At 44.7% G+C, this 20573-nt stretch carries 18 protein-coding genes; 3 read left to right on the top strand and 15 right to left on the bottom strand.

The annotated features are described in order from the left end of the window. Positions 1 to 8 precede the first annotated feature (8 nt). The 4 genes from DK187_RS19235 to DK187_RS19220 form a co-directional block, all read right to left on the bottom strand. The gene (locus tag DK187_RS19235) at positions 9 to 947 is read right to left on the bottom strand and encodes a TAXI family TRAP transporter solute-binding subunit (protein ID WP_111608932.1); all 939 of its coding nucleotides are present in this window, start codon (positions 945 to 947) and stop codon (positions 9 to 11) included. Between the two features lie 120 nt (positions 948 to 1067). Next, positions 1068 to 2189: an ABC transporter substrate-binding protein gene (locus DK187_RS19230; RefSeq protein ID WP_111608931.1), complete on the bottom strand. Its 1122-nt coding sequence runs from the start codon at positions 2187 to 2189 to the stop codon at positions 1068 to 1070. Continuing rightward, a complete protein-coding gene (locus DK187_RS19225; RefSeq protein WP_111608930.1) occupies positions 2179 to 3609 on the bottom strand; it encodes a sensor histidine kinase in 1431 nt (476 codons plus the stop codon). The genes DK187_RS19230 and DK187_RS19225 overlap by 11 nt, the downstream gene beginning before the upstream one ends. After that, positions 3602 to 4273 (bottom strand): response regulator transcription factor, encoded by a 672-nt coding sequence (locus DK187_RS19220; protein WP_111608929.1) that lies wholly within the window; start codon positions 4271 to 4273, stop codon positions 3602 to 3604. Before DK187_RS19220 ends, DK187_RS19225 begins: the two co-directional genes overlap by 8 nt. A 272-nt stretch (positions 4274 to 4545) precedes the next feature. Between DK187_RS19220 and DK187_RS19215 the strand changes: the two genes are divergently transcribed. Further along, on the top strand, positions 4546 to 5442 hold the full coding sequence (locus tag DK187_RS19215) for an EamA family transporter (protein ID WP_111608928.1): 897 nt from the start codon (positions 4546 to 4548) through the stop codon (positions 5440 to 5442). Positions 5443 to 5458: 16 nt separating this feature from the next. Here DK187_RS19215 and DK187_RS19210 read toward each other — a convergent pair whose 3' ends face one another. The 10 genes from DK187_RS19210 to DK187_RS19165 all read right to left on the bottom strand — a co-directional run bounded on the left by DK187_RS19210 (position 5459) and on the right by DK187_RS19165 (position 15846). Beyond that, positions 5459 to 6289: an ion transporter gene (locus DK187_RS19210; protein ID WP_111608927.1), complete on the bottom strand. Its 831-nt coding sequence runs from the start codon at positions 6287 to 6289 to the stop codon at positions 5459 to 5461. 127 nt (positions 6290 to 6416) lie between these two features. After that, entirely contained in the window at positions 6417 to 6692 is a 276-nt protein-coding gene (locus DK187_RS19205; RefSeq protein WP_111608926.1) for a hypothetical protein, read from the bottom strand. An 87-nt stretch (positions 6693 to 6779) separates the two neighbouring features. Further along, on the bottom strand, positions 6780 to 7346 hold the full coding sequence (locus DK187_RS19200) for a mechanosensitive ion channel domain-containing protein (RefSeq protein ID WP_111608925.1): 567 nt from the start codon (positions 7344 to 7346) through the stop codon (positions 6780 to 6782). Between the two features lie 21 nt (positions 7347 to 7367). Next, entirely contained in the window at positions 7368 to 8255 is an 888-nt protein-coding gene (locus tag DK187_RS19195; RefSeq protein WP_111608924.1) for an AEC family transporter, read from the bottom strand. A gap of 78 nt (positions 8256 to 8333) precedes the next feature. After that, positions 8334 to 9314 carry a substrate-binding domain-containing protein gene (locus DK187_RS19190; protein ID WP_223232256.1) on the bottom strand — a complete coding sequence of 327 codons (981 nt, stop codon included), beginning with the start codon at positions 9312 to 9314 and terminating at the stop codon, positions 8334 to 8336. A 126-nt stretch (positions 9315 to 9440) separates the two neighbouring features. Beyond that, the gene (locus DK187_RS19185; protein WP_111608923.1) at positions 9441 to 10235 is read right to left on the bottom strand and encodes an ATP-binding cassette domain-containing protein; all 795 of its coding nucleotides are present in this window, start codon (positions 10233 to 10235) and stop codon (positions 9441 to 9443) included. Further along, positions 10235 to 11317 (bottom strand): ABC transporter permease, encoded by a 1083-nt coding sequence (locus DK187_RS19180; RefSeq protein ID WP_111608922.1) that lies wholly within the window; start codon positions 11315 to 11317, stop codon positions 10235 to 10237. Before DK187_RS19180 ends, DK187_RS19185 begins: the two co-directional genes overlap by 1 nt. A gap of 93 nt (positions 11318 to 11410) precedes the next feature. Next, positions 11411 to 12433 carry a sugar ABC transporter substrate-binding protein gene (locus tag DK187_RS19175; RefSeq protein WP_111608921.1) on the bottom strand — a complete coding sequence of 341 codons (1023 nt, stop codon included), beginning with the start codon at positions 12431 to 12433 and terminating at the stop codon, positions 11411 to 11413. Between the two features lie 134 nt (positions 12434 to 12567). Continuing rightward, positions 12568 to 15111, bottom strand: coding sequence for a PAS-domain containing protein (locus DK187_RS19170; RefSeq protein ID WP_111608920.1), 2544 nt, complete (start codon positions 15109 to 15111; stop codon positions 12568 to 12570). Then, positions 15112 to 15846, bottom strand: coding sequence for a response regulator (locus DK187_RS19165; protein WP_111608919.1), 735 nt, complete (start codon positions 15844 to 15846; stop codon positions 15112 to 15114). 163 nt (positions 15847 to 16009) lie between these two features. On the opposite strand from DK187_RS19165, the gene DK187_RS19160 reads away from it, so the two are divergent. Continuing rightward, the gene (locus tag DK187_RS19160; protein WP_223232257.1) at positions 16010 to 16321 is read left to right on the top strand and encodes a 2Fe-2S iron-sulfur cluster-binding protein; all 312 of its coding nucleotides are present in this window, start codon (positions 16010 to 16012) and stop codon (positions 16319 to 16321) included. Positions 16322 to 16368: 47 nt separating this feature from the next. Continuing rightward, on the top strand, positions 16369 to 18897 hold the full coding sequence (gene hrpB, locus DK187_RS19155) for an ATP-dependent helicase HrpB (RefSeq protein WP_111608918.1): 2529 nt from the start codon (positions 16369 to 16371) through the stop codon (positions 18895 to 18897). Here hrpB and DK187_RS19150 read toward each other — a convergent pair. After that, complete coding sequence (locus DK187_RS19150) at positions 18883 to 19884, bottom strand: phosphotransferase (protein WP_111608917.1); 1002 nt, start codon at positions 19882 to 19884, stop codon at positions 18883 to 18885. The genes hrpB and DK187_RS19150 overlap by 15 nt on opposite strands. Between the last annotated feature and the right edge of the window lie 689 nt (positions 19885 to 20573).

Raw genomic sequence — 20573 nt, 5'->3', positions numbered from 1 at the left:
TGACACTCCTATTTGCCGCTTACTTCGTCATAATATTTTTTCGCACCAGGGTGCAAAGCAATAGGCGTGTGTTTAGCCGTTTCTAATGAAATCGATTTCGCTTGAGGATGAATCTGCCCTAGCTCTTCGAGATGCGAAAAAATCGTTTTGGTGATGTTGTACACCTTGCTCTGATCTTCTTTACCACTCGTAAACAAAATAGCAGGATCATTAATCATCATCACTTGCGCAGTCTGATCTGGGTAGGTTCCAGCGGGCAGCGAGTAGGCTTGGTAGAAGGGGTATTTCTGAATCAAACTATCCAATTTATTAACCTCGACGGATAACAAGGTCATGTCTGTTTGAGAATCAAGATCAATCAAAGATGAGGTCGGCGCACCCGCTAACACCACCGCGGCATCGACTTGACCGTTCACTAATGCTTTTACCCCCTCAGTGTAAGAAAGGAATCGTGGCGTAACGTCTTCAAACACACCGTACTCTTGCAACAAGCGCGTCGCTAATACCGCTGCATTACTGCCAGGAGGCCCCATGCTGACACGTTTGCCTTTTAACGCTTCAAATGAATCCACTCCGGTTCCAGAAATGGTCGCAACTTGCAGTACCGCCGGATATAGATAGGCAATACCAGCGACATCCAATGGGCCGCTTACTTTAAATGGGCCCTCACCGTTTTTAGCTTCAAATAGGGTAGAGGAAGAAGAAAGCCCAAGTGTCATCTGACCTGCTGCAACTCGGTGATTGTTCTCAACAGACGCCCCAGTGACTTCAGCTCGCGCCGTGGTATTTTCCATATGTTTATTGAGTGTTTCAGAAATACCCGCACCAATCACATAAAACAAACCTCCGGTGCCGCCCGTTCCAATAGACACACGCTCTGACGCTTGCACAGGATTGTTAACTAGGGTTGCGCATAGAGCGCTCGCTATAAGCAGTTTTTTAAACATAGTATTCTCCACTTTATTTTTGTTTTATTACTATTTTTTAAAGTTCGTAGAACACTCTAGCGAGGAAACCTTTCATGAACCTTTCACGGGCCTTGAATAAGCCATTAAATAAATGTTTGTTTATGGCATGGATGGAACAGGATTCGGTGCAGACAGCATAGCATTGTCCCATTCATGATAAATAAGCCGCTTTTTAGCATCATCTGTTTGGATTAATAGCTCAAGGCCAAGGGGAATCGGCCGGAAAATGCCATGTGGTAACTTACTCAGCTCATCACGACTGTATGGGCCGTTTACCTGAGTGCTGATTGGCGTAATACCGGACTGATTTGCCAAAATATGCTGCCCTTCTGGGGACAATAGAAGATCGATAAAACGCTTCGCCAATATCGGCTGTTGGGCGTCACGAGAGATAAATGCCGTGCGCCTAATGATCGTCGTATAATCTGTTGGCATGAGGGTTTTGATCCACGGATATTGTTGACTCCATTGGTAGGAGTAGGCGCCAACAAGATTGTAGGCAATAAAAATGTGACCTTTCAACAAAGCATTGAGCATCGCAGAGGTATCCGTATAAAGCCGAGCTTGATGCGTTCCAAACGCCTCTAATAGACGTCCATAACTACGAGATTGCTGTCCATCATAAGCCCACGCCAGATACCCTAGACCCGACCGCTGAATATCAAATAAACCAATTTTATCGTCTAGGAGATGATTTTTATTACGAATCAAATTCAATAATTGTTCACGACTTTGCGGCATCGTCTCGGCAGCTAAAATATCGGTATTAATCGCTGTTACAATAGGTTCATAGGTAAAACCAAACAATTCATGACGCCAATGAGAGTCCTGCGGCAAGCCTTCAAGTGATGGCGATTCATAGGCCAGCGCATAACCATCATTGGCCAATTTGAATTGCAAATCCATCGCTGGACTCAGCATGACATCTGGCCGTGACGTTGGCTGAGAAAGAAATTGCTCGTAAAGATAGCGTGTATTGGCTTCAGTATAGTGAATAGACACATCTGGATATTTATTTTGATACGCTTTGAATAAAGGCGTAATGGCCTGACGATTCAACGCACCATACACCGACAAGACAGCGCCTTGCGGTTTGGTATGGAAGCTCGCACTGGGAAAAATAACATGCGTGCTTTGTGATGTTCCATCCGCAAACACTAGGCTGTTCACCAACCACAAAAGCACCGCCAACAGGCCACTCAACCATCCCCTAGTGCTCATAAGAAAGTCCTTTTCGTTGCGGGAAAATAACTTCCACAATCAATCCGGTTGGCTGGTTATCTTTTAAATGGAACCTGGCTTCATGGTGCTCTGCGACGTCCTTAGCAATGGATAAACCAATCCCAGAACCTGAAGCAAAGTTATCTGGACTGCGATAAAAATACTCGAAAATATGTTCTTTGTCCTGATCCGGCACCCCCACACCTTGATCACGAATCTGCAACAGGATGGACGCTTCAGACAGTTCGTTGGTGAGCATCAACGCGACTTCAACAGTGCCACCCTTAGGGCTGTATTTAATGGCATTCTCAATAATATTTTGCAGCATTTGTTTAAGGGCAAATTCATCACCATTGATCGTGACTTGAATATCCCCCACATATTCAATTTCAACTTGTCGCTCTAACGCCCAAACCACCAGCTCACGGCATGTTTCTTTAATCACATGATCCAGCGACACAGGACTAAAGGGGTGACTTTGATAACGATGTGTCAGTGTCGCTCGATTTAGTAACTGGTTTACCGTATCAGCCAACACGTTACTGCTTTCTAAAATATGCTGTAGTTGCTTTTGACGTAACACCTCATCCGTTTCATCTATAGCGTTTTGCGCCTGTGAATTTAAACCCGCCAAAGGCGTTCGTATTTGATGCGCGGCTTCCGCCGTAAAACGCTTTAAACGACTGAGTGTGTTGTCTAATTGCGCCATAAAGTAATTAATACTTTTTAACAAAGGCGCAATTTCACTGGGCACATTGGTTTCTAATGGCGATAACTCTTGAGGTGAACGCTCTGTAATGGCCTGCTTAATTGCTTGTAATGGTTGCAATACTCGCCAGATCACAAAAAACAATAAGAGCAAGGTGATAAAGAAAAACAAAGTCACAAATTGCAGTGCCATTTGGCTGATTTCTGTGGCGCTTACACGGCGAGCATCCAATGTTTGCCCAACAATAATAAACACATCGTTCACGCTGTCTGCTTCTAACAAACGTTTTCCCAAGGCTACAAAGCGCACCCTTTCACCGCGATATATGGCTTCATAATAAATCGGAAGAAATTTTTCTTTTTCTCTGGACTGCTGCAAGAGTTGGGTAAACGGAATATTAGGGAGATCTTTATAGCCTGTTAACACCTGATATTGCCCATTCAAGATGGCATAAAACGCACGATCAGCGGTAGACAAAGCCAAAGTCTCAAACGCAGAAACGGGCAAATCAATAAAAACCTGAGAGTCCAAAATCGTAATATTTTCAGCCATCTGCAAAGCCGAGCCATATAACAGCCGATCATAGGACTCTTTTGCGGTTCGATTGGCATAAATATGCGCACTCCAAAGAGCCACCGCGTTAATGACGATCAATACCGTCGCCACCATCAGGATCAATTGCCGACGAATCGATGCAGTCGATTTAGTCATGATACTTTTCCAGCAAATACCCTAAACCACGAATAGTCCGGATAGAGATATCGCTGTCTTGCAAAGATTTGCGCAAACGCGCCACATAAATCTCAATCACACTTGGATTCGGGTTTTCATTAAAGCTGTAAATATGCTCAATCAGCACTTCTTTACTTAACACTCTTCCAGTATGACTAATAAATACCTCTAGCAAACGAAACTCACGTTGCTTTAACTCGATAAGCTGACCAGCAACGGTGACGGTGCAAGCTTGTAAGTCTAAACAAACATTACCGTATTCTATGCTGTTTTGTGCTTGCCCTTGGCTACGACGTAACAAGGCTCGGCATCGTGCTTCTAATTCACCAAAGTCCACTGGCTTGGTCATGTAGTCGTCTGCGCCTAAGTCCAATAAAGCTATGCGGTCTTTTATTTCATTTCGCGCCGTTAGGACAATCACGGGAGTATTCGAATGTTTTTTACGCAACGTATGTAAAATGTGACTGCCCGACATATCGGGTAAATTAAGATCCAAGAGCATCAAGTCGTATTCTTGCAAAGCCAACATTTGATTAGCTTGTAGCCCTGTTTGTGCAAGATCAAGACCATGCCCCATACGACGGATTCTTTGGCTGATGGCTTCGCCTAAAATACGATCATCTTCCACGACTAAAATACGCATACTACTGAGACTCTTATTGTCTGCTTTATTGTTATTGATAAATGGTCAATTGGGAGAACAATTTAGCCTATATTAGCGTACGAAAGAATGGGCTATGTTTTCTATTAATAGACAAAGTGAAAAACGAATACCACGCATTTTTAAGCTATACCAAATTCACGCTATCTGTGTCCTTGATTCTTTTGTTATCTGTCCATGGGCAAAGGCCGCCAAAACACGTAAAGTGATTAGCTTATTTTCGCCTCACTCTATTGTACGGTTAAGGACTTACCATGATTCGCAAAGATATGTTTTTGGCGCTGATTATCATCGTCGCGTGGGGCTTTAACTTTATCGTCATGCGTTGGGGCTTAGACGAACTCACACCAATGATGTTAGGTGGATTGCGCTTCCTCGTCATTGGCATGATTGGTTGCTTCTTTTTCTCTCGGCCGAATACGCCGCTGCTTTGGTGTATTGGCTATGCCCTATCGTTAAACTTCGGACAGTTTGCATTTTTATTCAGTGCCATCTCATTTGGCATGCCCGCAGGACTCGCCTCTTTAGTATTGCAATCTCAGGCCATTTTCACACTATTCTTTGCTATTTTGTTATTAAAAGAAACCGTACGCCCTTATCAAGTGCTCGCTATTGGCATAGCCATTGGCGGCTTGGCGGTCATTGGATTAGACAATGAAAACTCGACCATGACAGCACTGGGGTTTGGTCTAACGTTAGCCGCGGGCTCAAGCTGGGCGTTGGGCAATATTTTCACCAAGATCATCAGTAAAAAAGGCTACGACGCTAACCTCAACCTGATCGTTTGGTCTAGCTGGGTGCCACCTGTGCCCTTCTTTTTGTGCGCTTATTTTATTGATGGCGGAGACGTCATGTGGAGCAATATCGTCAATTTGAACCTCAAAACCTTGGGCACATTAGCTTATCTATCTTTGTTTGCAACGCTAGCAGGATACGGTTTATGGAGCTATTTGTTGTCCCGCTACCCAGCAGCAACGGTCGCTCCGCTCACTTTGGGCGTGCCTGTTGTGGGATTAACTTCAGCGGAAATTTTTCTGTCCGAAACGGTTAGCGCTATGCAATGGGTAGGAATTTTAGTCGTATTGCTTGGCTTAATGCTCAATACGTTTGGCGGTCGCTGGCTAAAAAGGCTTAGCCAGCGTAGCGTTTAGAGAGATCAGAGCTGGGTTAATCTTTTCGCTCTTGTTGTGCGTCTATCTTATCGGCAAGGCGCGCAACTTGGGCTTGTAGCTCTGAAATCTGAGTGACCAAAGCTTGATGATGGTTTTCTTGGTTTTCATGCTCTTCTTGCGCAGTTTCACGGGTCATCACGTCCAGTACCACACCGACCATCATGTTTAAAAACACAAATGCGGTTAAGAAGATGAAGATGATGTAGAAGATCCAACTAAACGGATACACTTCCATTGTCTCGTACATGACATCCGTCCAATCTTCGAACGTTGCAACACGAAATAATGTCAGCATTGAGATCGCAATATCACCCCAAAGCGTTTCGTTCACATGGTGAAAAAAGATCGACCCCACCGCCGCAAAAATGTAAAAGATGATGAACATCAACAGGGCAATGTAGCCCATTTTGGGAATGGCTTTGAGTAAAGCGTTAATCAAATAGCGCAGATCTGGAATGATCGATACCAGACGTAATACACGAAACACGCGTAACAAACGTGCGACAAGAATCATTTCTGTATCGGAAATTGGCACCAAACTACCCAGTACAATGACCGTATCAAATACGTTCCAAGGGTCTCTAAAAAAGCGTCGTTTATCGTCACAAGCGATAAAACGCAAGGAAAGCTCAACCAAAAAGAACACAGTAATGAAGTTGTCTAAATAATTAATGGCGGTATCAATGCCATAAGGCAAAGAATAAGTTTTTGCGCCCACCGTTAAGGCAGCCACCACTATGATGCTGATAATAAAACCTTGGAACCATGCGCTGCGTTCAACACGCTTCATCACAGAAAACCAACTTCCAGAACGACTCGTTTCCATGCGTTTCTACACCTAATATGCAAAAGTCTCGACAATAAATACCTGAATCAAAGACAGGCGCCGCCATATTAAGTTCATATCAGCAAGAATAAAAGCAGAAGCGAATAAAGAGCACAAAACACACGTGTTAAGTACGTTTCACTCTTACCACCTTCATGATTTCCACTGGAATTCCCGCCACCATTTCTTGAGTCGGGTAATAGGTTAGGTTAACGCGAGCACCACGCAAGGTACGATATTTACCTTGGCGCTTAAAGCGAAAAGGCACATCGTAGCCTTCAATCATTAAGGTGTGAAGCACCCAGTCTTCTTGGGGCCGTTGCGCGTGAGATTTCACTTTCAGTGCTTCGGAATGAATCAGTTTATCGTTATTTTTTAACAAAGACTCAGGATCGGATTTCACAAGAGACTTCCTTTCTTAAAGATGAAAGCCTCCTAGTATGACACAAATATCGGCAATCTAGAAAAATTGATTATTTTTCGCTCAAATCTATGAGGTAGTGCGTTGCTCTTCCACTTTATCGGGCAATGTATCGTGTGCAACAAATTGGCTCATTGCCAAAGCAGATTCTCTGTTTTCAAAGCGCACGACAGCTTTTTGTAAAATTAAACTGTTTGGGTAAGTCACCACGTCACCAGACAAACGATGAATGATGACATGAAAGGACGATATTTCTGTAATTTGTCCTAATATTTCATCGTCTTTGTCCACCACTTTAACCCAATCCCCCACTCGATAGGGAAAGCCAAAGAAGATAATCAAGCTGGCGGTAATGTTGCTTAAAATCGACCATTGAGCGAATAACGCAACACCGACCACAGCAAACACAGACGAAAAAAAGATCGCCAGTTGGCCATAACCAATGCCAAGCACCAAACAAACCAGCAACACAAAAATCGCGGTAAAGCCAAGGTTTAACATTTTCGACACATAAGTGATGCGAACTTCATTGGCGTATTTTTTCTGGCCCAGCAAGGTGACGCTGGACTTTAAAATCCGAGAAACAATAACATACGCCACCACTAACAAAGCAATTAAGCCAATTTGTACCATCATGCTTTCTCTCCTAAAACGGGACTATAAAACATAAAACAACACGCAAGGAACAATCCCCACACTCATCAAGTTACTGATCAACACGATCGACGCCACTTTATGAGGTTCTTGTTGATAAAGTTCAGCAACCATGTAATTCAAAATAGCCGGTGGTAGACAAGCAAATATCAATAAATACGCGAAATTTTCCGCTGACATACCAACAAGATAATACCAAATAACCGCAATAATCAGACCACTCAATGGGCATAAGAAACCACTAAGCACACCCAATTTCCATTCACTGAAGTCCACATTCGTCATGCGAACACCAAGAGCAAACAGCATTAAAGGAATGGCTATTTGCCCCATCATATCCACAGACACTTTTACCGCAGGCATGACAGTCCATCCTTGTAAGCTCCAGATCAAGCCTAGTATCGTCGCAATGATCATCGGCATTTTCAACACATTGAGAAGATTGGATTTCGGGTTAAGCAAATACATACCAACGGTAAAATGCAGTAGGTTTTCCGTTAAAAACAGCACAACCGCAATAGGTAAGGCTGACTCACCGAAAGCCAAAACAATCAGAGGGATGCCTAAATTACCGCTGTTGTTAAACATCATCGGAGGCACTAAGGTTTGAGGCGAAATTTTTAGCCACCGACAAAGAGGCCAAACAAGGAGCCCAGACCCTAACACAACGGCCGTCGCGGCAAGAATCAAATCAACATATTGAGCGATATGAAACTCTTTTGACGCCATTACCGAAAAGATCAGCGCTGGACAAAATACACTGATATTAAGACGATTCGCCACCGTCATGTCGGTGGGTCGTACACGCGCGTAAAAGAACGCCACCAGCACGATACTGGCCAGAGGGAAAACGGTATTAAAGATTTGCGAGAATAGCGTTGATGTGTCCATTAATGGCCTCTTTCACGAAGGCCGATAGCTTAACTCTGTTGCGCAAAAAGACCAAGTTTCGATGCTGATTTAAAGGCGCTATTCGTTTTTTTCAACCAATACGGAAGGGATCAAAATAAAACGTTGGGGGACCTCTTTACCTTTTAGCAGATCCATACCAATTTCAATGGCTTTTTCGGCCATTGGCACAGGACGCTGAATGGCCGTTGCAATCCAAGGATTGCCCGCTTGTTTAATAATATCCACCGCAAAAGGCGCACCGTCGATGGAGGCCAATAAAAACTCATTACGATTGGCCTGCTGAGCCGCACGAAGCGCACCAAATGCCGTCGGATCATTGATGGTAAATACCGCATCAATATGCGGATATTCTTCCATTAAATAGGTCATGGCTTCCATACCACCCTCTACACTTCCGGTGCCATTCATACGATCACTCAACAAAGTGATAGTAGGGTATTTGTTCAAAGCCGATTTACAGCCAGCCACGCGTTCTATAACAGACGACACTAACACCCCGTTAATGATGACAAAGTTGCCTTGATAGCCGATTTTTTCAGCTAATTTCTCACACGCTATAGCGCCAGCCTGAACATTATCGGTGGTAATGGTCGCATCGGCCCCTTGGGCATTAACATCCACTGCGATCACTTTAATGCCGGCTCGCTGAGCCTTCGCAACAACGGCTGCCACCTTGTATTCATCCGCAGCCGTTAGCACAATTAAATCGACTTTCTGTTCGATGAATTCATTAATTTGACCGATTTGGCGCTGCCAATCATAAGCATCCGAACGAATGAGCATTTTCACGGGCTCACCGGCTAACGCTTCCGCTTTAGAGGCAACAGACTCAATCAGCTGCACAAAATAAGGATTGCCTAAATCTGCCACGCTAATGCCAATGGATTTAAGTGGCTGAGGTTCTGAGGATTGAGAAGACAGCGGAGAAAAAAGCAAAACGAGAACAATAAAAACAGCCAGTACGCTGGGGATAAGACGATTCGTCTTCAAAAACGATCGTCCTTTCAGACTAGAGATGGTTGATTTCATTGGGCTCATTTTACTTCCTCAGCAGTGTCGCATGCTCATAATGACATACCCATATGAAGTACATCGAATAAAGCATAAAGAGCCGCTATTTTGCCCTACCGAATGGAAGAAACAAAGCAACGGCTCATTTTGCATCTAAGCAGCTTGATCTGAGCTGCCCACGTTCATGGCACCGGTCATAATCGCCACCGCATCCGACATGCTATGGGATTGAGGCGTCACAATCGCAGCTCGCTTACCCAAACGATGGATATGGATGCGATCAGCCACTTCGAATACGTGTGGCATATTGTGGCTAATCAAAATAATCGGCAATCCGCGATCGCGTACTTCTTTGATTAAGTTCAATACACGACGCGACTCTTTCACACCAAGTGCTGCCGTTGGCTCATCCATGATCACCACTTTGCTGCCAAATAAGGCAGAACGTGCCACCGCGACACCTTGACGTTGACCACCAGACAGTGACTCAACCGCTTGGCTGATGTTTTGTATTGTCATCAAACCTAGCTCTGTCATTTTAGCTTGAGCACGACGTTCCATTTCTTTTTTATCAAGCATACGAAACACAGAGCCCAAAATACCTGGCTTACGCAGTTCACGGCCTAAGTATAAATTGTCCGCAATGTTTAATGCCGGTGATACCGCTAAATTTTGATACACGGTTTCGATGCCTAACGCACGAGCTTCCATTGGCGAGGCAAAGTGAACTGGCTTACCATCTAACAAAATTTCCCCTTCATCGGGAACCAAAGCACCAGATAGTGCCTTGATTAATGACGATTTCCCTGCACCGTTGTCTCCGATGACGGCTAAGATTTCGCCTGGATACAATTCAAAGTCAGCATGATCAATCGCTGTCACGCTACCATAGCGTTTCACTAAACCCTTTGTTTGTAACACGGGTGTTTTATCGTATTGAGCTACCATTATGCTGTCCCTCTTCGAATCCACTGATCAATGGCAACGGCCGAAATAATCAATATACCGACCGTAAACTCTTGCCATAACACATCGACACCAGCCAGTGCCAAACCATTGCGAAATACACCGACGACCAAGGCACCTATCAGTGTGCCGTAAATAGAGCCTCGTCCACCAAATAAGCTACAACCACCGATCACCACCGCGGTAATACTGTCTAGGTTAGTCATGGTGCCCGCTTGTGGGCTCACTGAACCAATTCGACCAATCAATACCCAAGCACCGATAGCACAGACCACGCCAGCCAACACGTAGACAGACATCAAAATACGATTGGTACGAATACCTGCGAGTTTTGCCGCTTCAGGGTCATCCCCTGTCGCATAGACATGGCGTCCCCACGCGGTCCAATTTAAGGCATACCAAATCAAAAAGAAGATGCCTAGCATTAACAAAGAACCGTAAGTGAGCCTTGCGCCAAAAAAGTCAATCGTTTGGCCAGTCCACTGCAACAGCGGTGCAATATTACTGATGTCTTGGGAGCGAATCGTTTCACTTTTTGAATACCAAAGATTCAAGGCAAAGAACACGTTCCAGGAACCCAAAGTCGCAATGAAAGGCGGTATTTTTAAGCGTGTAATCAATAAACCATTGATAAAGCCCGCTAACGCACCAACAGCAATACCAATCAAAATAGATAAACTAGGATCGATACCATGGTTCACCGCCATCCGTCCCATGACAACGGAAGTCAGCACCATGATGGCACCAACGGATAGATCAATACCCGCGGTTAAAATAATCAACGTCTGCGCGACACCAATCACACCGATAATGGTCACTTGTTGCAGTATCAAAGACAAGTTAAATGGGTGTAAAAAGCGATCACCAACAATGACGCTAAAACTGATAACGGCCAACAGCAGCACAATCAAAGGTGCAGCGATTGGATAATGATGAAGAAACTTTTTAAAGCGCTGCAATGGTGTTTCATTACGCTCAAACTGCGCAACATACGCACTGGCTTGATCGGCAACTTTATCGTGATCAAGCACCGCTGTTGACGGCTTTGTGTCAGTAGAACTCATAGATTACTCCAGACAAGAAAAGGGCCGTTAGCCCAACAACTCGGCTAACGGCAAATAAGGGCACCTTCTCGCCCATCTATCACAAGAGATTGATTAGCCCCAGCACATGCTCAAGCCAGTTTGAGACGTCACAGACTTCACACCTTTTACAGGTTCATCCGTGATCAACTGAACACCAGTGTCGAAGAAATCAAGACCATTAGAGGCAGAAGGACGCGAACCTGATTTAGCAAACTCAACGATCGCCGTTACGCCTTCAGAAGCCATTTGAAGAGGGAATTGCATGGAAGTAGCGCCAATCACGCCATCTTTGATGTTACGAACACCTGGACAACCGCCATCAACAGAAACAATCAAAACGTCTTTTTCAAGACCAAATGATTTCAGAGCCTCATAGGCCCCTGCTGCTGCAGGCTCGTTGATGGTGTAAACTAAATTAACACCTGGATCTTTTTGCAATAAGTTTTCCATTGCACGACGACCACCTTCTTCTGAGCCTTGTGTAACATCATTGCCCACGATGCGTGGATCGGTTTCATCGCCCATACGGTTTGGATCTTTAATATCAATACCGAAGCCTTTTAAGAAACCTTGATCACGTGCAACGTCTACTGTGATCTGACTAGTACTCAAGTCAAGCAAGGCGATTTTCGCATCTTTGGCTTTATCACCCATTTTTTCTTTTGCCCACATACCAATCATTTCGCCAGCTTTAAAGTTATCTGTCGCAAAAGTCATGTCGGCTGCACTAGCAGGGCTAAGAGGTGTGTCTAACGCAATAACCAGCAAACCGGCATCGCGTGCTTTTTGAATAGTCGGAACGATACCTGCGGTATCACTTGGGGTAATAAGAATGCCTTTTGCACCGGCAGCAATTAAGTTTTCAACCGCTTGAACTTGCGTTTCATTATCACCGTCATAACGACCAGCAAAGGTACGTAGTTCAACACCAAGCTCATCCGCTTTTTGCTGAGCGCCTTCTTTCATTTTAACGAAGAATGGGTTGGTGTTGGTTTTGGTGATAAGGCCGATAATTGGGGTTTCAGCCATTGCGACAGTTGAAAGAGTGCCAGCAGCAACAAGACACGCCAATTTTTTATAAGGAATGAATTTCATTATTTTATAACTCCAGTTTTTTGTTTTTATTATTGGCAGCAATGCCATTAAAACGCTGTTGAAACAGAACAAGCCCCGACTCTGCTTCTAACAAAATACTATGAAGATAAAAAACTAATGGATAATTTCATTATTTAATCTTTTTTTGTAATATTTGTAACAATCTCGTGTTTAACTTGAAATATTCCACTTAACTCTTTGATAGTAAAAGGTTTTGATATAAATAAATCTTCGTCTTTTAGTTGATATTTTTGTTTCAATTCGTCTTTTGGCAAACCAGACATCAGTAATATCGGTCCCGTAAAACTATGGGACTGCAGGCGAATGTTATGCGCTAACTCCACGCCACTCATAGCGCCTGATAAATTCACGTCGGATACAATGGCGTCAGGCACCATCGCTTTATTCAGCCCTCTCATTACAGCTTCCGCGCACTCAAAGCTCTGCACCATAAAGCCCATTTTTTCCAACTGTTCGCGCATGACCCGACATACTTCTTCATCATCTTCTACCAACCAAACAAGACTGTGTTCAGGCAATAAAATAGTTTCTTGTTGGGTGTCATTGTCGCGCTCTACCAGGTCGATCGGCGATATCTGCTGGGGTAAAAAGAGACAAACTCGTGTCCACTTGCCTTTTTCTGACGTCACCTTTATTTCCCCACCACTTTGTTTCACAAAGCCATAGATCATACTGAGCCCCAATCCACTACCCTTACCGACAGGCTTGGTAGTAAAAAAAGGTTCGAAAATTCGCCCAATGACCTCTTCAGAAATCCCTTCTCCGGAATCTTCAACACGGATACGTATGGCCGGAACATCACTGCCAGGCAAGGTACAAAGTTTGGTAGAAAAAGCCAAACGGCCACCGTCAGGCATGGCGCTGGCACTATTTAAAGACAGATTTAACAAGGCATTTTCCAACTGCGAAGGGTCAATCAGACTCACCACACCAGGACACTGCAACTCACTTTCAACGATAATATGCGAACCCACACTGTATTCCACCAAATCCAACATCCCTTCGATTAAGTCATCAATGGCAATGGGGACGGGGAACAGTTGTTGGCGACGACTAAACGCTAAGAGCCGCTGCACAAGGTTGCTGCTTTTCTCAGAGACGACCAGCGCACGCTCTATATATCGCGCTTGATCAGATGTCTGCGGACGAGAGTCAGACAACATTTGCAAATTGCCCATAATCGCCGCAAGAAGATTGTTGAAGTCATGCGCCACGCCCCCCGTTAACTGCCCCAACATCTCCATTTTTTGTGCTTGGCGTAACTGACTCTCCACGCTCTTGCGTTCGGTTAAATCGGTATATAGGGTAACAAATCCCCCTTCAGGCATGGGTTTAGAGCGAAACTCGATAATTTTTCCCGAATCGAAGTGGCGTTCAAAACGTTGAAAACGTAAATGACGAGAAACATTTACCTCTTCCATATGAACTTGTTGATTTTCTAAGTTCAAGTTTTTATGCTGACCTCGGTTGATCAAGGTTTGTACTTCATCAATCGACATACCAACACTTAAATCATCGTCCAACAAATCAAACAATTTCTGATAGCCCGAGTTCCAAGCTACCAAAGTGCCTTTCGCTGAAAACACACTCAACCCATCGTTCATGTTATCAAAGATGGTTTCAAGCAAACGTTTTTGCTCTGATAACTCAGCGGTGACTTCTAAACGCCTTAGCGCATCACGACGAAAGACCTCAAAGGTATCCGCTAACGTACCAATTTCATCGTTTCGACGTATCCCAGTGTGCTTTGAATCCACACGCCCTAATGACAACTGTTCCATATCATTAGTAACAACACCTAAATCTTTGGTCATACGCTGGCTGTACCAATACAAACGCGTCAAACCTAACAACAGAAAGACAGAAATACCGATAATCCAATTTTGACCTCTGTCGACAAACGAAGACACGTCTTGTCGCTGACGACTTACCTTCTTTTGCAAGCCACCAACAAAGTCACTGACTTGCTTACTGAGCTGTTCCGATTTCGCGCGAATCGAAATCAACAAATAATTTTTACGTTCCTGAATCTGGTTCAAGCGCCGGTGAGCCATTAATAGATCGTCGGCGATGCTTGCAACTTGCTCATTCTGCTCCGAGAGCTTTAAATTTTTCAGCATGCTTTCCGGCACCAAACTCGGCGACTCTAATAACTGCAGCAGCCAAACCAACCCCTGCTGGCTGTTTACCATAGCCGAGTTATCTTCATTGAGTGGTAACTGACGAATTCGAAACTGCTGCGCCAAACTGTCTTCACGTAAATACAATTCTTCCCGCACCAAAGCAACCAGCTCTTCCAAGGTGGTTTGCAAATCGTCTAACCGCTCGTCGATATCACGCTGAAATACAGAATCCGTCAAACTGTCTGCCACACCACGTAACTCTAAGATACGCCGATGAATGCGCTCAGACTCCGTTTGCAATTGAAAAGGTCGACCAGAGCCCGCGGTATAAGGTGCAATAGCAGCCAATTGAGCAACACCTTCCGCTAAGGTTAAGGACGTACTAATTTCCGGTAAAGTTTCAGACTCAAACTCGGATAAAGACGCTTCACTGACCCGCATGGATTGCCAGCCAATGCCCACCATAAAAAAAGCCACCAAACTAATGGCAAATATAGACAAAGACGCTTTTTGGCGAATACTCGTAAAGCGCATTTACTGAATCCGCACTGGGCCTTGAAAAAAATAACCAAGCCCCCGTTGAGTCTTGATGAATTCGGGGGTTTTCGGATTGGCCTCTATTTTTCGACGCAGACGCAAAATCAGCACGTCTACCGTGCGGTCAAACACCTCGGTGTCTAAACCTCGGCTTTGCTCTATTAGTTGCTCACGAGAAAAAATACGATCTGGATGACGCGCCAACACCTCTAACAAAGAAAATTCACCCAGAGTCAAAGTCACTAACTTCCCATCTTTATCTTGTAAAAGACGGGCGGTTAAATCCAACACCCAGCTCCCAAATATCAAACAATCATGATCTTGATTAATAGCACTGCCCAAGGTCGGAGGAGCTTGATAGGCACGGCGTAACAGCGCATGAATTCGCGCAGTTAGCTCGCGCAAATTAAACGGCTTCATCATGTAATCATCCGCCGCTAACTCTAACCCCAAAATGCGATCGGTTTCATCACCCTTTCCGGTTAGCATCATAATTGGCATAACAAAGCGCTCGCGAATATCACGGGCAAGATTCAAACCATCCTCTTCCCTAAGGTATAAATCCATCAATACCAAGTCCACAGGTTCCGCATCCAAATGCAACCACATCTGACGGCCATTTTCTGCTTCTAATACTCGATAACCTTTTTGTGACAAGGCGTCACACAGTAACTGACGAATGTCTTGATCATCATCTACTACCAATAAGGTCTTTTTATTTTGTTCTGTCATTGTTGGGGGATCCATTATCCTTGCTAATCACGCGAAAAAAACCATTATAGCCATACTATTAGACACCTTTTTAACACAGTATTGGCAAGCATCGTTATCATGCACCGTCTCTATTCATCTCATGGTAAAGTTATTACTAAACTAACAAAAGAGAAAGCGACTCGTGCAGCACAAACTTATACCTCAGAAGAAGATACAGCTCGATTTTTTAGATCCTGAGCAATCCATTCAGGTTAATCAAGGTGAATCTATCTTGGATGCTTTGCTCTGTGCAAATATTCCAATCAAACAAGCATGCACCAATGGAGTGTGCGGTGTTTGTCTAACACCGTTACTGTCTGGTGAAATAGATTACGCGGATCGACAACCACATGGCTTAAACGAAAAAGAAAAGCAGAATGGCTACTTCCTACCTTGCATCGCCACCTGCAAAACTGACATCGCTATCGGAAGACCTAAAGTGAGACTGCGTTAACAGGCCAAAAGCGTTATCATATTGATAGCAAATTAACGAGCCATCTTATGTCTAATGAACTGCCTATTTACCACCTTATTCCTCAGCTAAAACACCAACTCGAATATCACCACGAAGCGATATTAGAAGCCGCTCCCGGTGCGGGTAAAACCACGGTGGTTCCATTGGCTTTAATGAATGAGGCTTGGCTCAAAGGGCGCAAAATTATCATGTTAGAACCAAGACGTTTAGCAGCGAAAACCGCCGCAAAACGCCTTGCGGACAGTTTGCAAGAAGCTCTCGGACAGCGTATTGGTTATCGAATTCGCCATGAAGGCAAAGAAAGTCCACTCACACAAGTTTTGGTGGTCACCGAAGGTGTATTAACGCGCATGTTGCACGATGACCCAAGCCTAGATGACATTGCTTTGGTGATTTTCGACGAGTTCCACGAGCGCAATTTGCATTCGGATTTAGCCTTTGCTTTGTGCCTACAAGCACGCGAATTGTATCGTGACCAAGATCCGCTTAAGCTCTTGGTTATGTCTGCGACGCTAGATACCGACGCACTAGAAACGCGACTTGGTTGCCCAACCCTGACCAGTCAAGGCCGAAGTTTTCCAATCACGACACATTATGGCAATAAATCCCTTAAAACCTTTCAGGTCACCGACGAAGTCGTGCGCCTTACTTGCCAAGCTTTTTATGAAGAAACCGGCAGCATTTTAGTCTTTCTACCAGGTCAAAAAGAAATCCGACAAGCTGCCAGCCAATTGCAACAGCACTTAGGCCATGAAGCCTATTTAAGCATCTTGCCCTTGTATGGCGAGCTCAGCTTAAAAGAACAAGAAACGGTCATTGAACCCACGACAGCCCCTCATCGTAAAATTGTACTGGCGACGGCCATTGCACAAACCAGCTTAACCATTGATGGCATTCGCGTAGTCATTGACAGTGGTCTTAGCCGTGAAGCACGCTTTGATGCCAATACAGCGATCACACGATTACATACACGTCGCGCAACACAAGCGGAAACCACTCAACGCATGGGTCGAGCTGGGCGAACCGAAGCAGGCGTTTGTTATCGTTGGTGGAGCGAAGCACAACAACATCAGCTTGCTCCACAGGCTCAACCACAAATAGAAATCAGCGACTTGAGTAGCCTGGTGATGGATTTAGCAAAATGGGGCGTGCAAGAACGTTTGGAATTGGATTGGATGACACCGCCACCGAACAGCCATTGGCAACAGGCGATCGACTTGCTAATCAACCTGCAAGCACTTGAGCAACCTAAAACATCACCACCTTCTTTAACGTTAAGCCAACTCGGTGAGCAAATGAGTCGCCTTGGAATCGAACCTAGACTGGCCCGATTGCTGCTGGATGGCAAGCAAAACAATCAAAGCGATTTAGCCAGTGCCATCTGTACACTTTTGTCGGAGGGCGATCCTCTGTCCAACCACCATAGCGACTTATCGGATCGACTCCATTGGTTATCTGGGTCACGTCAGATCCAGAGCAAACGCCCAAGACAACACTATTTAAACGCCCAGCAACAATGGCAAAAGCGCAGTCAGCAAATCAGCACGCAACCTGCCTCAAACAATGGTCAAAAAGAGATCGCTTTTTTATTGATTCGAGCGTTTACGGACCGTATTGCGCAACGTGCAGGGCAAGACCATGACAAGACACGATACAAACTGGCCAATGGTCGCATGGCCAGTCTATCGTCTCTCGATCCTTGCGCCCAAAGTGACTGGCTCATCGCATTAGATATCGGTGGGCATCATGGGCAAGAAGAAGATCGTATTTTTCTCGCTTACCCCATTCAGCTTTCCATGCTGACACAAGATTTTGACGACTTATTCACCGTTAAACATCATCTTGCTTGGTCAAAAAAAGAGGAACGTCTACTCAGTGAGTCACAACATTGGATTGGCAAATTGTGTGTGCATAAACAAAAGCTCAATAAACCGTCTGAAGCCGATATCGGCCAAGCGGTTTGCCATTTCATTCGCCAAGAAGGTCTTTGTGTCCTGCCTTGGAACGATACCAGCGAGCAACTGCGAGCACGTCTACAATTCGCCTTCACACATGACAAACAAAACCTCTGGCCAGATTGCTCAGACGATGCGTTATTGAAAGATTTAGAGGATTGGCTATTACCCTACCTTGGCACAGTCACCAATCAACTAGCTATGAATAAGCTGGTATTAAACGATATTTTGCTCAATCGATTAGATTGGCAACAACAGCAATCACTTAATCAAAAAGTCCCCACGCGTATCACTGTGCCATCGGGATCCAGTCATGCCATCGATTATGGAGAACAACAGCCAACCCTAAGAGTCAAGCTGCAAGAAATGTTCGGCTACACCAGCAGTCCCACTGTACTGAATCAGATAATACGTATCGAACTGCTTTCACCTGGACAACGCCCTCTTGCAGTAACACAAGATTTGGCGTTTTTCTGGCGCGAAGTGTACCCAGAAGTACGCAAGGAAATGCGCGGCAGATACCCTAAACACCCTTGGCCAGAAGATCCTATGACCGCTCAAGCTACGGCAAAAACCAACCGTGCATTAAGATCGTCTTAATTGACTTAACGCCTGCTCAGTCAATTGCTGACTGAAGGGCGTATTTTTCGGATGAGTGGGCGACCAGCCCATAATAAAGCGATGAAAGTCTGCCCACGCAATAGAAAATAAGTTTTGCCATTCTTCAATTACCGCTTGGGCAAAGGCCTGCGACTCGCCTTGCGCTATCAACTCTCGTCCCAACTCTGAAAAATAATACTCCAATAGGTAATCTATATTTTCGGCCAGCTCAAACTCAGATAAAGCACTGCCTAAAAGATACGCTAAATCCTGCACTCCCACACCACCGCCAACGTATTGGAAATCCACTGCAGCCACTTGATTATCAAGTGGAGAAAAACAAAAATTAGCCACCTTGGCATCCCCATGAACTAGGGTTTTAAAACTCGCTTGATCAAGACAATTTGCCAAAGCGGCAGCAGACGATTTTAAATCACCATCGTCCATGGCAGACCACTCTTCATGACGAGTCTCAATATGCCAATAGGTCCCTCTGCTCCAAAGATCAGGCGGCCAGTCTAGAGGGGGTGTTTGATAAACAAAGCCTGCATGAAACGCTGCAAGCCAATTAATACAAGAAAGTAAATGCTCTCTATTGTTGGCATCATATCGATCTGAATAACCAGCAGCGTCTAAATCTTCCAATAAGGTCAATCGTTGACCTGTATGTTCATCATAAAAATCGCCATAACAAAACGCGATACGAGCGGATCTATGGCAACGAGAGGCCCAGTTTCGATACCAATTTTGTTCCACTTCATAGGAGCGAACCTTACGTTGATGACTGTGATCCGAATGCCAACCTCTAGGATGATTCACCGCTACAGGCAATAAACAGTGCTTCGCAACAACAAAAGAAATGCATTCGTTCCCTGTTAATGAATAACGAGCCAACTCACCATAACCACTCCACAAAGACTGAATCCGCTCTTCACGTTGCACTATATGGGCTTTGCATTGACGTTTAATAAACACTTCTGGAGTCATAAATTTTTTCATATGAGTTATTGAGACAAGATTAAATCGATTTGAATTAACAACACAGAATTTAAGAAGGGGGAGTTACAAAATAGTAGAATGAGTGTAGAAAAGGGATTTTCCGCTGCATCCTTGCAGCAATAGCCTACCTTGAAAGGAGACAGAGCCTTCGTCCTGAAGGCTTTAGGCAAGTCCATCGCCCTCTGTCTGTTAATAACCTTAACGTCGTAAGGCGTCGCATGCAAGTATAAATCGAAAAAAAATCGATTTTTATTAAAAAAGCACACCAACAAAAGCTCCACACGATACATCCTACCTTGTCTGACGAACACCAACCATTCATTCACACTGATGCCTTGAGTCTACGAAACAGACGCAAGCGAAGCGAATACCAAGGTGATGGTGATGCACCTCGGCCCCTTTCCTTGAGACGAAAAAAAGCCCCGACAGCGTTAGCTATCAGGGCTTCTTAAATATAAAGCTTGATGACGACCTATGCTTATCCCCTTGCGGGATGCTTATCCCCTTGCGGGATTATCACATGCTTGTCTGCAATAAAGAGCCCCACACGCACGTGGCAAGGATCCTGTTACGTCCCTGAAACGAAAAAACCCCACCCTACTGAGTAGGGTGGGGTTTCTCTTAATATAAAGCTTGACGACGACCTACTCTCACATGGGATCTCCCACACTACCATC

The organism is Marinomonas arctica (assembly GCF_003259225.1).
GTDB classification, from domain to species: Bacteria; Pseudomonadota; Gammaproteobacteria; order Pseudomonadales; family Marinomonadaceae; genus Marinomonas; species Marinomonas arctica.
The sequence above is the reverse complement of the archived record's forward strand: the minus strand, read 5'-3'. Positions and strand labels throughout refer to the sequence as shown.